Annotated in this window: 7 protein-coding genes; all 7 read right to left on the bottom strand. The window is 72.8% G+C overall.

Annotated elements, in window-relative coordinates; translation table 11 throughout:
* Window positions 1-16 precede the first annotated feature (16 nt).
* Genes MRBLMG1_RS00205 through MRBLMG1_RS00175 form a run of 7 tightly spaced genes read right to left on the bottom strand, consistent with a single transcriptional unit; the run spans window position 17 to window position 15,837 of the window.
* Window positions 17-784 carry a thioesterase II family protein gene (locus MRBLMG1_RS00205; protein ID WP_367819507.1) on the bottom strand — a complete coding sequence of 256 codons (768 nt, stop codon included), beginning with the start codon at window positions 782-784 and terminating at the stop codon, window positions 17-19.
* Between the two features lie 46 nt (window positions 785-830).
* Window positions 831-1,706, bottom strand: a complete 876-nt coding sequence (locus tag MRBLMG1_RS00200; protein WP_367819506.1) for a 3-hydroxybutyryl-CoA dehydrogenase — start codon at window positions 1,704-1,706, stop codon at window positions 831-833.
* A complete protein-coding gene (locus MRBLMG1_RS00195) occupies window positions 1,703-2,746 on the bottom strand; it encodes a 3-oxoacyl-ACP synthase III family protein (RefSeq protein WP_367819505.1) in 1,044 nt (347 codons plus the stop codon). Before MRBLMG1_RS00195 ends, MRBLMG1_RS00200 begins: the two co-directional genes overlap by 4 nt.
* Before the next feature lie 7 nt (window positions 2,747-2,753).
* Window positions 2,754-4,106 (bottom strand): crotonyl-CoA carboxylase/reductase, encoded by a 1,353-nt coding sequence (ccrA, locus tag MRBLMG1_RS00190; protein ID WP_367819504.1) that lies wholly within the window; start codon window positions 4,104-4,106, stop codon window positions 2,754-2,756.
* 14 nt (window positions 4,107-4,120) lie between these two features.
* Window positions 4,121-4,876 carry an arylamine N-acetyltransferase family protein gene (locus MRBLMG1_RS00185; RefSeq protein ID WP_367819503.1) on the bottom strand — a complete coding sequence of 252 codons (756 nt, stop codon included), beginning with the start codon at window positions 4,874-4,876 and terminating at the stop codon, window positions 4,121-4,123.
* A 54-nt stretch (window positions 4,877-4,930) separates the two neighbouring features.
* Window positions 4,931-10,216, bottom strand: a complete 5,286-nt coding sequence (locus tag MRBLMG1_RS00180) for a type I polyketide synthase (protein WP_414721447.1) — start codon at window positions 10,214-10,216, stop codon at window positions 4,931-4,933.
* On the bottom strand, window positions 10,213-15,837 hold the full coding sequence (locus MRBLMG1_RS00175; RefSeq protein ID WP_367819502.1) for a type I polyketide synthase: 5,625 nt from the start codon (window positions 15,835-15,837) through the stop codon (window positions 10,213-10,215). The genes MRBLMG1_RS00180 and MRBLMG1_RS00175 overlap by 4 nt, the downstream gene beginning before the upstream one ends.
* Between the last annotated feature and the right edge of the window lie 3 nt (window positions 15,838-15,840).

Below are 15,840 nucleotides of genomic sequence, written 5' to 3'. Positions count from 1 at the left end.
TCCTCGCCGCCGCGGGTCAACGGAGCGTGGGGGCCAGTGCCGCCAGCCGGTCCGCGATCAGGTCCGTCACCTTCTCGTGCTGGTCCACGAGGTAGAAGTGGCCACCGGGCAGCGTGACCACCTCGAACGCGCCGGAGGTGTGGGCCCGCCAGGCGGCCGCGTCCGCCGCCGAGACCTTCGGGTCGTCCCCGCCGGTCAGCACGGTCACGGGGCAGTCGAGCCGCGGCCCGGCCTCGTAACGGTAGGTCTCCACGGCCCGGTAGTCGGCGCGGATCACGGGCAGTGCCATGCGCATCAGTTCCTCGTCCGCGAGGACGCGCGGATCGGTGCCGCCGAGCTCCCCCATCGCGCGCAACAGGCCCTGGTCGTCCAGCCGGTAGTCGAACTCGGCGCGCTGGATGTCCGGTGCGCGGCGGCCGGAGGCGAAGAGCCGGACGGGCGGGTGGCCCTGCTCGGTCAGCAGGCGGGCCACCTCGAAGCCGAGCAGGGAGCCGAGGCTGTGTCCGAACAGCGCGAGCGGTCGGTCCGTCCACGGGGCCAGTTCGTCCACGACGCGTGCGGCGAGTTCGGTGAGGGATTCGATCAGGGGCTCGTTCCGGCGTTCCAGGCGTCCCGGGTACTGCACGGCGAGCACGTCGACGTCCGGGCTGAGGGCCTTGGCCACCGGCACGAAGAAGGGGGCCGAACCGCCCGCGTGCGGCAGGCAGACGAGCCGGACGCGGGCGTCGGGCGCCGGACGGTACCGGTATATCCAGGGCGAGTTGCGGTCGTCGGCGGTGGTCATGCTGCTCCTCGAAGGTCGTGCGGGTCTGGTGCGGACGGCATCGGGGTCACGATGCCGTCCCGTCGTAGCGGAAGAAGCCCCGGCCCGCCTTCCGGCCGAGGTGGCCGTCCTCGACCATCCGGCTCAGCAACGGCGGCACCTCATCGATCAGGTCGTCGGAGTTCTCCCGCATGCTCCGCGCCACGGCGGTGATGGTGTCGATGCCGATCATGTCGAGGAGCGCCAGCGGTCCCATCGGGTGGCCGCAGCCGAGGGTCATGCCGCGGTCGATGTCCTCGGCGCTGGCCACGCCCCGCTCGTACATGCGGACGGCCGCCATCAGGTAGGGCACCAGCAGCGCGTTGACGACGAAGCCGCAGCGGTCCTGGGTCCGGACGACCTCCTTGCCGAGCAGGTCGACCACGTACGACTCGGCCCGGTCGACGGTCGCGTCGCCGGTGCGGTCGGATCTGACCACCTCCACCAGCGGCATGACGGGGACCGGGTTGAAGAAGTGCATGCCGACCACGGCCTCGGGGCGGCCCGTCACCTCGGCGAGGTCCGCCACGAGCAGGCTGGACGTCGTGGAGGCCAGGACGGCGTCCGGGTCGGTCACGACCGCGTCGAGCGTCTTGAACACCCGGCGCTTGGACTCCAGGTCCTCGGCCACGGCCTCCACCACGAGCTGCCTGTCCGCCAGTTCGGCGGGATCCACCGTGATCCGCAGGCGGTCGGCGGCCGCGTCGCGCTCCTCGGGAGTCATCCGCCCCTTGGCGACGGCCCGGTCGAGCGCGCGGAGGAGCCGGTCCGAGGCGGACGCGACCCGGCCCGGCGACGAGACCACGACGCGTACGTCGAGTCCGGCCCGCAGGGACACCTCGGCGATCCCGGCGCCCATGGCGCCGCAGCCGACGACGCCCACTCTGCGCAGTGCGTCCGTCATCGGTTTCCTCCTTGTACGGCCGACCAGCGCAGCAGGCCGGCGCCGACCGCCATGCCCGCGCCGAAGCCGGCGAGCAGGACGAGATCTCCGTCGCGCAGCGCGCCCGAGCGGTTCGCCTCGTCCAGGGCCACGGGGACCGAGGCCGAGCCGATGTTGCCCGAGTGGCGCAGCGGCAGGTGGGTGTGGGCGCCGTCGAGGCCACTGGCCGCGGCGAGTTCCGTCACCAGCCTGCCGTTGGCCTGGTGCGGCACGAAGTGGTGTACGTCGGTGGCTTCGTGACCGCAGCGCTTGAGGAGGTCAGCGAGGATGCCGGGCACGTTGTCGAGGACGAAGTCCTTCACCCCGCGGCCCTGCATGCGCAGCAGATGTCCGCCGTCGGCGACGGTCTCGGCGGAGGCCGGCCGGCGACTACCGCCCGCCTCCATGCCGATCAGCTCGTGGGCGTCGCCCCGGCCGACCAGCTCGATGTCGAGGAAGCCGCGCTCCGCGCCGGTCCGCGCGCCGGGCAGCGCGCCGACGACGGCGGCGCCCGCGCCGTCGCCGAAGAGGACGCTGGTGGCCCGGTCCTCGAAGTCCACGAACCGGGTGTACACGTCGGTGCCGATCACCAGTGCCTTCGTCTCCGGCCTGAGCGCGACGAAGGCGCGCGCGACGGCCAGGGCGGTGACGAACCCGGTGCAGGCGATGTTGATGTCGAAGCAGGCGGCCCGGTGGGCGCCGAGCGCCCGCTGCACCAGGGAGGACGTCGCCGGGATCGGGGCGTCGCCGGTGGTGGTGGAGACGATGACGAAGTCGATCCTGTCGGAGGCGAGTCCGGCCTGGTCCAGCGCGGCGCGGGCCGCGCGCACGGCGAGGTCGGAGGCGGCCTCGTCGGGTGCGGCGTAGCGGCGCTGGACGATCCCGGTCCTGCTCTCGATCCACTCGGCGGAGGTGTTCGGCACCCGGGCGACGATGTCCTCGTTGGTGACCACCCGCTCGGGCAGGTAGGAGCCGGTGCCGAGGACGGTGACGGGCACGGCGTTCGTACGGTCCGTGTTCACGAGGGCCTCACCGGGCCGACTGGGCGTCGGGGGCGAAGGCGCGGAGCGCGGTCAGCCGGTCCTCGCCGATGCGCGCGCGCAGCTCGGGGTCGGTGACGCCGAGGCCGGGCCGGTCGGCCAGGCACAGCACACCGACCTTGCCGATGTGCTCGTTGAGCTGGACGAGCCGGGTCGCCTCGCCGATCTCCTCCAAGGGGTACAGCGCGGTCAGCGCCGGCATGATGCTGCCCTGGGTGAACAGGCGGGCGCAGTCGACCTGTTCCTGGAGGTTGGCGACGTGGCTGCCGATGATCCGCTTGAGCCGCATCCACAGGTAGCGGTTGTCGAACTGGTGCTGGTACCCGGTGCTCGACCCGCAGGTCACGACCGAGCCGCCGCGTCGCACGACGAACACCGAGATGCCGAACGTGGACCGGCCGACGTGGTCGAAGACGATGTGCGGGTCCTCGCCCACGCCCTGCCGGATCAGCCGGCCGAGGGCCTTGCCCTGGGCCACGACGCGTTGGGGGTCGTCCCCCAGGTCGTCGCCGATGCCGATCTCCGCACGGTTGATGACGAGGTCGCAGCCGAGCGCGCGGGCCGCCTCGGCCTTCTCCTCGGAGCCCACGACGCCGACGGCGACGCCGCCGCCGTTCTTCACGAGCTGGACGGCGTACGCGCCGAGGCCGCCCGAGGCGCCCCAGATCAGGACCACGTCGCCCTGCTTCATCCGGGCGCCCCGGTCGCTCACGAGCATCCGGTACGCGGTTCCGGCGCAGGCCGGTGCGGTGGCGGCCTCCTCCCACGTGAGGTGGGCCGGCTTGGGGATGAGCTGGCTGGCGCGCGCCACGCAGTAGTGGGCCAGGCCGCCGTAGTTCGTCTCGAAGCCCCAGGCGAGCTGGTGGTCGCTGAGCATGCCGTCGGCCTGGACCGACGCCTCCTGGTCGTCGACGCAGGCGGCGTTGACCATCACGTGGTCGCCGGTCTTCCAGCGGCGCACGCCGTTGCCGGCCCGCACGATCACACCGGCCGCGTCCGAGCCGAGGACGTGGAAGGGCTGGTCGTGCCGCGACGCCCAACCGCCTTCCTTCCCGTACGACTTGAGGAAGCGGAAGGTGGAGAGCGGCTCGAAGGTCGCCGACCAGACGGTGTTGTAGTTGATCGAGCTGGCCATGACGGCGATCAGCACCTCGTCGGGTGCCAGTTCGGGCATCGGGACGGGGCCGACGCGCAGGGTCTTGCGTACGTCCCGGTCTTCCACGCCCTGGAAGGTGTTCTCGTCCTCCACCCGCAGGTGGGCGGCGGTGAACTCGGTCGGCAGCGGGGTGTTCGCCAGTACCTCCGGCGAGGCACCCGCCCGGACCGCTTCGGACAGTGACATGTCTGGTGTCCTTTTCAGTGGGCCGCGACGGGCTGGAAGTAGGTGGCGTCGATCGTGCGGAGTTCCTCGTCGTTGCGGATGGGCCTGGGGCGCTCCACGCCGTCCTCGACGGACAGGAAGATGTTGGCGATCTGGACGACCTGGCCGTTCTCGGTGCCGCGCCTGCGCCGCCGTACGAAGCGGTCCTCCTGGGCGCCGATCAGCTCGGCGAGCACCCGCCAGTCGCCGGGGTCGCGGGGCCGGGTCGTGAACCGGTACGCGTTCCGCCAGCTCTTGTTCCGGGTCTTGTACTCCAGGAGGTGGAACTCGCCCTGGCGCACCAGCCGGAAGTCGATCCCCTGCTGGGTCCGGGTCTCGCCCGAGAGGGGCAGCGGGTCCACGATCGATATGCCGCCGTTGCCGACGTCCACCAGCCAGTCCTCGCCGTCGACGGTGACGACCATGACCATGTGCTCGACCTCGGGACCCCAGGCGCCGCCGAGGAGCTGCATGCTCGCCGACAGCAGCTTGACCTCGTAGCCCAGCTCTCCGAGGAGCCGGTGGAAGAGCAGGTTCAGGTCGGTGCAGATGCCGCCGCGGCCCTTCAGCACGATCGTCTCGAAGACGGCGTCCGCGTCGAACTCGACGAAGTCGGTGCTGTGGATGAAGCCGTTGTCGTAGTGGAACCGGATCTGGTGCCTGCGGTGGATGTCCTGCAGGGTCGCCAGATCGGCGGCGGGGGCGGGACCGGAGTACCCGATGTACTCCAGGTAGGTGTCCTTGTCGAACAAGGCCGTTCTCCTTTTGTGCCGTGTGCTGAGGGGAAGTCGAGGGGGGCGTGCGGGTCAGTCCGAGGTGACCGCGTCGATCCGTTCGAGCAGCTGCTCGGCGAGCATCTCCACCGTCGGGTACTCGAAGGCGAAGGCGGCGGGGAGCCGCAGCCCGGTCAGGCCGGCCAGCCGGTTGCGCAGTTCGACCGAGGTGAGCGAGTCGAAGCCGACCTCGAACAGGACCGTCTCCGGCCCGAAGTCGTCCGCCGAGAGATGGCCGAGGACCGCCGCCGCTTCCTGGACGACCACGTCGAGCAGAATCGCTCCACGCTGTTCCTGGGGTGCCTTGGCGAGCGCCTCCGCGAGCCGGCTCGCCCCGGCCGCCGTCCCGTCGCCGACCGCACGGCGGCCCACCCTGAGCAGGCCGCGCAGCAGCGGGGGTACGTGGTCGGCGCTCGTCGTGGCGCGCATGGCGGCGAAGTCGAACTTCGCCGGGGCGAGTACGGCGTCCGGGGCGCGCAGCGCGGCGTCGAAGAGCTCCATGCCCTCCTCCTCGGTGAAGGCGAGGATGCCGAGCCGGTCGATGCGCTGGAGGTCGATGTCGCCGAGGTGCTCCACGATCTCGGAGTTCTGTCCCCACCAGCCCCAGGCGAGGGAGGTCGCGGGCAGGCCGGTGGCCTGGCGGTGCTGTGCGAGGGCGTCGAGGAACGCGTTCGCGGCCGCGTAGCTGCCCTGGCCGGGGTTGCCGAGGGTGGCGGCGGCCGAGGAGAAGAGCACGAACGCGGCCAGGTCCAGGTCGGACGTCAGCTCGTGGAGGTGGACGGCCGCGTCGATCTTCGGTCGGAAGACCGTGTCGAGCCGCTCGGGGGTGAGGGCCGTGATGACACCGTCGTCCAGCACGCCCGCCGTGTGGATCACGCCGGTCAGCGGGGCCTCGGCGGGTATCTCCGCGAGGAGTCCCGCCAGGGCCTCGCGGTCGGCGACGTCGCAGGCCGCGATCCGCACCCGGGCGCCCAGGCCGGTCAGTTCGGCCTCCAGCGCGTCGGCTCCGGGCGCCTGCGGTCCGCGGCGGGACACCAGCAGCAGGTTTCCGACCTGGTGTTCGCGCACCAGGTGGCGTGCGACGAGGCCGCCGAGCGCGCCGGTGCCGCCGGTGATGAGCACCGTGCCGGCCGGGTCGAGGGTCCGCTGCCGTCCTCGCGCGGGCACGGCCCGCGCCAGTCGCGGCACGTGGACCACTCCCTTGCGGACGGCCGCTTGCGCGTCCCAGGAAGCCAGCACGCCCGGCAGGGCGCGCAGCGACTCCTCCGTGTCGTCGGTGTCGATCAGGACGACACGGCCGGGGTTCTCGGCCTGTGCGGAACGCAGCAGCCCCCACACCGCGGCGGCCGACAGGTCCGTCAGCTCGCCCTCGGCCGCGACGGCCCCGTGCGTGACGGCGAGCAGCCGGGTGTCCTGCAGGGTGGGTTCGGCCAGCCATGCCTGGACCAGCTCCAGGACCTGGGCGGCCACGTCGCGCACCTCGCCGGCGTCGGCGCGGTCGCCGCCGAAGACGTCGAGGAGCAGGAGCGCGGTGTCGGTTCCGGCGAGGGCGCGGACGTCCTCGGCGGTGGCGACGGAGACCGCGGCCGGCTCGGCGTCCTGGGACTTGACCGTGGTCGGCTCCCACATCACGCGGAACATCTGCTCGGCCGCCGCTCCGGAGGCGGCGCGCAGGGCCGCCGCCTCCACCGGCCTGGCCACCAGCGACTCGACGGAGGCGACGGGCGCTCCGGTGGAGTCGGCGAGGTGCAGGGTGATCGTGTCCTCGCCGCTCGGCACCAGGCGCAGCCGCAGGGCGTCGGCCCCGGCCGCGTGCAGCCGTACGTCGCTCCACGCGAAGGGCAGCACCAGTTCCCGCTCTTCGCCGCCCGGCCGGAAGACCCCGGCGTGCAGGCAGGCGTCGAGCAGCGCCGGATGCAGCCCGAAGCCCTCGGCCTTGCCGGCCTCCTCGGGCAGGGCGACCTCGGCGAAGATCTCCTCGCCGCGGGTCCACACCGCCCGCAGGCCCTGGAAGGCGGGCCCGTAGCCGTACCCGCTGCCGGCCAGTCCCTCGTACGCGGTGACGGCCGCGTCCTCGACGGGCTCGGCGCCGCGCGGCGGCCACTGGGTCAGCTCGAAGTCGGGCTTGCCGTTCTCGGGCGCCAGCTGTCCCGACGCGAGCCGGGTCCAGGCCGTGGCCGGGCCGGCGTCCTCGCGGCGGGAGTGGATGGTGAACCGGCGCTGTCCCGAACCGTCCGCGTCGGCGACCTCCACCCGCAGCTGCACGCCGCCCTGTGCGGGCATGACGAGCGGGGCCTCGATGACCAGCTCGGCGAGCAGTTCGCAGCCGGCCTCGTCACCGGCCCGCAGGGCCAGCTCGACCAGGGCCGCGCCGGGTACGAGGACCGTCCCCGCGGCCGCGTGGTCCGCCAGCCAGGGGTGCGTGAACAGCGACAGGCGGGAGGTGAACAGGAGGGCCCCAGAGCCGGGGATCTCCGTCATCGCGCCCAGCAGGGGGTGCGCGACGGCGGCCAGCCCCAGGCCGGCCGGGTCGCCGGCGCCGGAGGCGGTGTCCAGCCAGTAGCTCTGCCGCTGGAAGGCGTACGTGGGCAGCTCGGCCGCCGGGCCGCCGCTCTCGCCCAGCACCGCGTTCCAGTCGACGGGCACCCCCCGCACGTGGAGGGCGGCCAGCGCCTCCAGGAAGCGGCGGGGGCCGCTCTCCTCGCGGCGCAGCGTCCCGATCACCAGTGGGGACGCCACCGCGGCGGCTTCGAGGCTCTGCTCGATCGCGGGGACCAGCACGGGGTGGGCGCCGGCCTCCACGAAGACGTCGTGGCCCTCGGCGGCGAGGGCACGCACCACCGGTTCGAGGCGGACCGTACGGCGCAGGTTCCGGTACCAGTACCCGGCGTCGAGTCCCGCGGTGTCGAAGAGCCCGCCCGTCACCGTGGAGTAGAACGGCACCTTCGAGGAGCGGGGGGCGAGGCCTGTCAGGGCTTCGCCGAGTTCCCGTTCGACGGACTCGACCTGGGCGGAGTGCGAGGCGTAGTCGACGGGGATGGGGCGGACCCGGACACCGGCGTCCTCGCAGGTGCGGATCAGCTCGGCCAGCGCCTCGGGGTCACCGGCGACGACGAACGCCTCCGGGCCGTTGACCGCGGCGACGTCGAGCCTGCCTGGCCAGGACGCGAGGAGTTCGGTCACCCGCTCGGCGTCCGCCGCGACCGAGGCCATGGCGCCCCGGCCGGACAGCGAGGTCGCCACGACGCGGCTGCGGATCATGACGACCTTCGCCGCGTCCGCCAGGGTCAGTCCGCCGGCCACGCAGGCCGCCGCGATCTCCCCCTGGGAGTGGCCGACCACCGCGTCCGGGACGTAGCCCGCGGCCTGCCACAGCGCGCCAAGGGAGACCATGACGGCGAACGACACCGGCTGCACGACGTCGACCGCGTCCAGCGAGGGCGCTCCCTCGGCCTGCCTGACCACGTCGAGCAGCGACCAGCCGGTCAGCGGGTCCAGCGCGTCGGCGCACTCCCGCATGCGGGCCGCGAACACCGGTGAGGAGTCGAGCAGATCGGCTCCCATGCCGGGCCACTGGCCACCCTGGCCGGGGAAGACGAGCACCTTGCGCCCGTTGAGGGGGCCGCCCTGGGAGGTGACGAGACCCGGCGCGGACTCGTCCCCGGCCAGCGCCGCCAGACCCGCCAGCGCCTCCTCGCGGCCACCCGCGACGAGGACGGCACGCTCGGGCAGCCGGCTCCTGGTGCGGACGAGGGAACGTGCCGCGTCGGCCGCGCTCACGTCCGGGTGTGCCGCGAGGTGCGCGGCCAGACGCCGGGCCTGTCCGGCGAGAGCCCCTCTGCCGCGCGCCGAGAGGACGAGCGGAACCGGCCCGCGTACGACCGGGTCGGACCCGCCGTCGCTTCCGGCGGACACCGGCTCGGGGGCCTGCTCCAGGATGACGTGGGCGTTGGTGCCGCTGACGCCGAAGGAGGAGACACCGGCACGGCGGGGGCGGTCCGCCTCCGGCCAGGGCCGGGACTCCGTCAGCAGTTCCACCGCGCCCGCGGACCAGTCGACCTGCGGCGTCGGCTCGTCGACGTGGAGGGTCCGCGGCAGCACGCCGTGCCGCATCGCCATCACCATCTTGATCACCCCGGCCACACCGGCGGCCGCCTGCGTGTGCCCGATGTTCGACTTCACCGACCCCAACCACAGCGGGCGGCCGGCTTCGTGCTCCTGCCCGTAGGTGGCGAGCAGCGCCTGCGCCTCGATGGGGTCGCCCAGCGCGGTTCCGGTGCCGTGCGCCTCCACCGCGTCGACGTCGGCGGGACGCAGGCCCGCGTTCGCCAGCGCCCGGCGGATCACCCGCTGCTGGGAGGGACCGTTGGGCGCGGTGAGACCGTTCGACGCACCGTCCTGGTTCACCGCCGATCCTCGTACGACACCCAGGATCCGACGACCGTTGCGCACCGCGTCCGAGAGCCGCTCAAGGAGCAGGACACCCGCGCCCTCGGCCCAGCCCGTGCCGTCCGCCGCGGCCGCGAAGGACTTGCACCGGCCGTTCAGCGCGAGCCCGCGCTGCCGCGAGAAGCCGACGAAGGCGGCGGCCTTGGCCATGACGGTGACACCGCCGGCCAGGGCCAGCGAGGACTCGCCGGAGCGCAGTGACTGCGTCGCCAGGTGCAGGGCCACCAGGGACGAGGAGCAGGCCGTGTCCAGCGTCACCGCCGGGCCTTCCAGACCGAGGAAGTACGACACCCGGCCCGACACGATGCTTCCCGCGCCGCCGGTCATCAGATGGCCTTCGACGCTGTCGGGGTCCGAGGCCGCACCGTCCATGTACCCGACCGCGTAGTCCTGGTACATGTCTCCCGCGAAGACACCGACGGGCTCGCCGCGCAGCGACGCCGGGTCGATGCCCGCCCGCTCCAGCGCCTCCCAGGAGGTCTCCAGCATCAGCCGCTGCTGCGGGTCCATCGCCAGTGCCTCGCGCGGCGAGATGCCGAAGAAGCCGGCGTCGAAGGCGTCCGCGTCGTGCAGGAACCCGCCCTCGCGCACATAGCTCGTACCCGGGTGGTCCGGGTCCGGGTGGAAGAGGTTCTCCAGGTCCCAGCCGCGGTTGACCGGGAACTCGGTGATGCCGTCGCCGTCGGAGGCGACCAGATCCCACAGCTCCTCCGGAGAGGACACCCCGCCCGGGAAGCGGCATGCCATTCCCACGATCGCGACGGGTTCGTTCTGCCGCTCCCTGATCCTGCTGTTCTCGTTCTCCAGCCGCTCGTTCTCGATGAGTGACGCGCGCAGTGCCTCGACGACCCTGCTGTCCGAACCGGTCACGCTGTTGCTCCTTCTCCGAGGCCCTGCTGGTTCCTTGCACTTCTCATCGCCCGTTCGACGAGGTCGTCGAGGTCCATCTCCGCGATCAGCGGCGTCGCGTCCTCTCGGGGTTCCGCCGCGGCGGCCGGCCGCGCGTGCGGACCGTCGGCCAGTTCGAGGAGCTTGTCGAGGATCCCGAGCTCCTCGAAGCGGGCCAGCGGTGTCGTCGTCAGCACGCGGCGGATCTCGTCCTCACGGCCGACTGCCGCTCCGGCGGCGGGGGCGTCGGGGAACAGCTCCTGGAGCAGGGCACGGGCCAGGGCCTTGGGCGTCGGATGATCGAAGATCGTCGTGGCCGGGAGGCGCAGACCGCTCAGGGCGGACAGCCGGTTCCGCAGCTCGACCGAGGTGAGCGAGTCGAACCCGACGTCGCTCAGGGCCCGTTCGGGCTCCACCTGCGCCCCCGAGGCATGCCCCAGGATCGTGGCGATCTCCCCGCGTACGACGTCGAGCAGGGTGTCCGCCCGCTGGGCCGTCGACAGCGCCGCCAGCCGCCCGGGCAGGTCGGGGACCGCCGCGTCGCCGCTCCGTGCGGCGCGCCGACCGGCCCGTACGAGGCCGCGCAGCAGCGCGTGCACGGATTCGGCCGTGGTGGCCTGTTCGCGCAGGACGGCGAAGTTCATCTTGACCGGGACGAGGACCGGGTCGGACGCCACCAGGCCCAGGTCGAACAGTTCCAGGCCTTCCCGTGCGGTCACTCCGGTCCCACCGCCGCGCGACACGCGACGCAGATCGGCCTCGGTGAGGTGCGCCGTCATGTCGCTGCTCTCCGCCCAGCCACCCCACGCCAGGGACACGGCCGGCAGCCCCGCCGCGTGCCGACGCCTGGCCAGCGCGTCGAGGAACGCGTTCGCGGCCGCGTAATTGGCCTGCCCCGGGTTCCCCAGCGTTCCGGCAGCCGACGAGAACAGCACGAAGGCCGCCAGATCGAGATCCCGCGTGAGGTCGTCCAGGACCAGCGCCGCATCCGCCTTGGGACGGAACACCGCGTCGAGACGCTCCGGGGTCAACGCCGTGAGCACCCCGTCGTCCAGCACACCGGCCGTGTGCACGACACCGGTCAGCGGGGCCTCTGCCGGAACGCGCGCCAGCACCCCGGCCACCGCTTCGCGGTCGGACACATCACAGGCCACGACCCTTACCCGGGCGCCCAGTCCGGTCAGCTCCGCCTCCAGGTCGGCCGCGCCCGGCGCGCCCGGCCCCCGACGGGACACCAGCACCAGGCTCCGGATCCCGTGCTCCCGCACCAGATGCCGGGCCACCAACCTGCCCAGCCCACCCGTACCGCCCGTGACCAGTACCGTCCCCGCCGGATCCAGCGCCCGGCCACGGTCGGCCACGGGCACGGCCCGCGCCAGCCGGGGCACGGAGACGACCCCACCGGACCCGATCGACACCTGCGGCTCGCCCGAGCTCAGGACGGCCGCGAGCACGGCTTGCTCGACCGGGGCGACCGAAGCGAAGGGAGTGACGGGAGCGACGGGAGCGACGGGAGCGACGGAAGCAACCGGATTGACCTGATCGGCGTGACCGGCGTCATCGGCCCGGTCGGCCCGGTCGGCCCGGTCGGCCCGGGGATCGCCCGCGGCCACGAGCACGAACCGGCCCGGGTGTTCGCCCTGCGCCGAGCGCAGCAGACCCCACACCGATGCGGCCGCCAGGTCCTCGACGGGCCCCGTCAGCACGACGAGCCGACCGCCCTCCAGCGCCGGCTCGGCCAGCCACGCCTGGGCGAGTTCCAGGACCCGACCGGTCACCTCACGTACGTCACCGGCGGCGGCGCGGAGATCGACGACAGCCGAGGCGCCACCGTCCGCGGCCAGGGCGGCCACCTCCTGGACGGTGGTCACCGTCGGCAGCCCGCCGCCCGTGACCGGTGTCCCGGGCAGGGCGAGCGGCGTCCATTCGAGACGGAACAGCGCGTCGCGCGTCCAGTCCGGCCCCGCCCCGGAACCGAGGCTCTCCGGCGCCACCGGACGGGCCACCACGGACTCCACCGACGCCACCGGGGTGCCGGAGGCGTCGGCCAGCCGCACGCTGACCGTGTCCGGACCGCCAGGCACGAGGTGTACCCGCAGCGCGGACGCTCCGGCCGCGTACACGCGCACCTCGTTCCACGCGAACGGCAGCGCGAGCCGCCGCTCCGGTCGGTCCTGGCGGAGGACCGCGGCGTGGAAGCAGGCGTCGAGGAGGGCCGGGTGCAGCGCGTATCCGTCGGAGCCGCCCGCCTCCTCGGGAAGGACGATCTCGGCGAAGATCTCCTCCCCCCGCGTCCAGGCCGCCCGCAACCCCTGGAACGCGGCCCCGTACCCGTATCCGCTCTCCTCCAGCTCCCCGTACGCCGCTCCGGCCGCGTCCTCCACCCTGACCGCGCCCTGGGGCGGCCACTGCGCCAGCTCGAAGTCGGGAGCACCGGTCCTGGCGGCCAGCTGCCCCGACGCATGCCGGGTCCAGGCGGATCCGGGCTCCGCGTCCTCGGCGCGGGAGTGGACCCGTACGGTCCGCTGCCCGTCCTCGTCGGCCGCGCCGACCTCCACCCGCAGCTGCACGGCACCCTGCTCGGGCACCACCAGCGGAGCCTCGATCAGCAGCTCCGACAGCGCCTCACAGCCCACCTCGTCCCCGGCCCGAACCACCAGCTCGACGAACGCCGTGCCCGGAGCGATCACCACCCCGCCGACGGCATGGCCGACGAGCCACGGATGCGTACGCAGCGACCACCGCGAGGTGAACAGCAGCGCTCCCGATCCGGGCACCTCCGTCACCGCGCCCAGCAACGGGTGATCGACACCGAGCAGACCCAGACCCGCGGGATCTCCCGAGCCCCCGCCGCCCTCCAACCAGTAGCGCTGTCGCTGGAAGGCGTACGTCGGCAACTCCACCGGCCACCCCGCGCCCTCACCGAGCAGCGCCCGCCAATCCACCGCCGCACCCCGCACATGCAGACCACCCAGCGCGGACACCAACGCACGCACCTCGTCACCCTCACGACGCAACGACGGCACGAAGACCGCAGCATCACCCGTCAGACAATCCGCACCCATCGCCGACAGCACCGCATCCGGACCCAACTCCAGGAACGTCACCACATCCGCGCGCTCCAACGCCCGCACACCCTCAGCGAATCGCACCGCGGCCCGGATGTGCTCCACCCAATACTCAGGACGTGCCACCAACTCCGGATCCGCGATCTCCCCGGTCACATTCGAGACCAGCCCAACCCGCGGCGACCGGAACTCCAACCCCTTCACGACCGCACGGAACTCCTCCAACATCGGCTCCATCAACGCCGAATGGAAAGCATGCGAAACATTCAAACGCCGGGCCTTCACACCCCGCGCCGCCAACGTCTCGGACAGGGCGAGGACTTCGCCCTCAACACCGGAGATCACGACAGAGGCCGGACCATTCACGGCAGCGATATCGACACCCGAGGTCAGGAGCGGACGTACGACCTCTTCAGAGGCGGCCACCGACACCATCGCCCCACCCGAAGGCAGAGCCTGCATCAACCGGCCACGCGCCGCGACCAGCGTCGCCGCGTCGTCCAGGGACAGCACCCCCGCCACATGCGCGGCCGTCAGCTCACCCACCGAGTGGCCGCCGACGAAGTCGGGGCGGACACCCCACGACTCCACCAACCGGAACAACGCCGTCTCCACCGCGAACAACCCGGCCTGCGTGAACACCGTCCGATCCAGCAGAGCACCCTCCGCACCGAACACGACCTCCGCGACGGGCTGCTCCACATGCCCGGCCAACCGCACATCCAGCGCCGCACACGCCGCGTCGAACGCCTCCCGGAACACCGGGAACCGCTCGTACAGCCCCCGAGCCATCCCGACCCGCTGACTCCCCTGCCCCGTGAACAGGATCGCCAGCCGGCCACCGTCCACAGCCGTACTCGTGACGAGCGCCGGGTCCGGCTCGCCCTTGCCCAGTGCCTCAAGGCTCTTCAAGGCCTCGGCGCGGTCGTCGGCCACGATCACGGCACGCTCCGAGAGGGCGCTCCGCGTCCCGGCCAGCGCGCGCCCGGCGTCGGCAAGGCGCACGTCCGCGCGTTCCGACAGGAACGACGCCAACTCCCGGGCCTGTGCGGCGAGTCCTGCCTTGCCACGGGCCGACACGACGAGGGGGACCGGTCCGGGGATCTCGGTCTCGGGCGCCTCTACCGGCGCCGGTTCAGGCTCCGGAGCCTGTTCCAGGATCACGTGGGCGTTGGTTCCGCTGGCGCCGAAGGAGGAGACGCCCGCACGGCGGGGCCGGTCGAGCTCGGGCCAGGGGCGGGACTCCGTCAACAGCTCGACGGCGCCGGCGGTCCAGTCCACCTGGGGGGTGGGCTCGTCCACGTGGAGCGTGCGCGGCAGCACACCGTGCCGCATCGCCATCACCATCTTGATGACACCGGCCACGCCGGCGGCTGCCTGCGTGTGGCCGAGGTTGGACTTCAACGAGCCGAGCCACAGAGGCCGTTCCTCGTCACGCCCCTGCCCGTAGGTGGCGAGCAGTGCCTGCGCTTCGATCGGGTCGCCCAGCGAGGTGCCCGTGCCGTGCGCCTCCACGGCGTCGACCTCCGTCGCGGCGAGCCCCGCGCTGGCGAGGGCCGCGCGGATCACTCGCTGCTGGGAGGGGCCGTTGGGTGCGGTGAGGCCGTTCGAGGCGCCGTCCTGGTTGAGGGCCGTGCCGCGGACGACGGCCCAGATGCGGCGGCCGTTGCGCACCGCGTCGGAGAGCCGCTCAAGGAGCAGGACGCCGGCGCCCTCGGACCAGCCGGTGCCGTCCGCTGTGGCCGCGAAGGCCTTGCAGCGGCCGTCGGGGGCGAGGCCGCGCTGCCGGGAGAAGCCGACGAACGCGCCTGGTGAGGTCATGACCGTCACGCCGCCGGCCAGGGCGAGCGAGGACTCGCCCGACCGGAGCGACTGCACCGCCAGGTGCAGGGCGACGAGGGAGGAGGAGCAGGTGGTGTCGACGGTCACCGCGGGGCCTTCGAGGCCGAGGACGTACGAGACGCGGCCCGAGAGCACGCCGCCGAGGGCGCCGGTGAGGAGGTAGCCCTCGACGTCGTCGGGGACGTTGCCGGGTTCGGCCCGGTAGTCGCTGCCGACCGCGCCGGTGAAGACGCCGACCGGCTTGCCCCGCAACCCGGCCGGATCGACACCCGCCCGCTCCAGCACCTCCCACGACGCCTCCAACATCAACCGCTGCTGAGGATCCATCCCCAACGCCTCACGCGGCGAAATACCGAAGAACCCCGCGTCGAACCCCGCCGCGTCATCCAGGAACCCACCCTCACGGGCATAACTCGTCCCCACACGATCCGGATCCTCATCGAACAACGACCCCAGATCCCACCCCCGATCCCCGGGGAACCCACCGATGACATCCACCTCACCGGCAACCAACCGCCACAGATCCTCCGGCGACGACACCCCACCCGGAAAACGGCACGCCACCCCCACGATCGCCACCGGCTCGGTGCTCGTGGCGCTCAACTCGGCTATGCGCTGCCGGGCTTGGTGCAGGTCCGCGGTGACCTTCTTGAGGTACTTGAGGAGCTTCTCTTCGTTCCCGACCTGGCTCATCTC

It is taken from the genome of Streptomyces sp. LMG1-1-1.1 (assembly GCF_040815545.1).
In the GTDB taxonomy this organism is placed as follows: Bacteria; Actinomycetota; Actinomycetes; order Streptomycetales; family Streptomycetaceae; genus Streptomyces.
Note: the sequence above shows the minus strand (reverse complement) of the source record. Positions and strands in the feature narration are given on the sequence as shown.

Bases quoted from the DNA above. Each gene is read 5' to 3' on its own strand.
- MRBLMG1_RS00205 (WP_367819507.1), bottom strand. From the start codon at position 784: ATGACCACCGCCGACGACCGCAACTCGCCCTGGATATACCGGTACCGT.
- MRBLMG1_RS00200 (WP_367819506.1), bottom strand. From the start codon at position 1,706: ATGACGGACGCACTGCGCAGAGTGGGCGTCGTCGGCTGCGGCGCCATG.
- ccrA (WP_367819504.1), bottom strand. From the start codon at position 4,106: ATGTCACTGTCCGAAGCGGTCCGGGCGGGTGCCTCGCCGGAGGTACTG.
- MRBLMG1_RS00175 (WP_367819502.1), bottom strand. From the start codon at position 15,837: ATGAGCCAGGTCGGGAACGAAGAGAAGCTCCTCAAGTACCTCAAGAAG.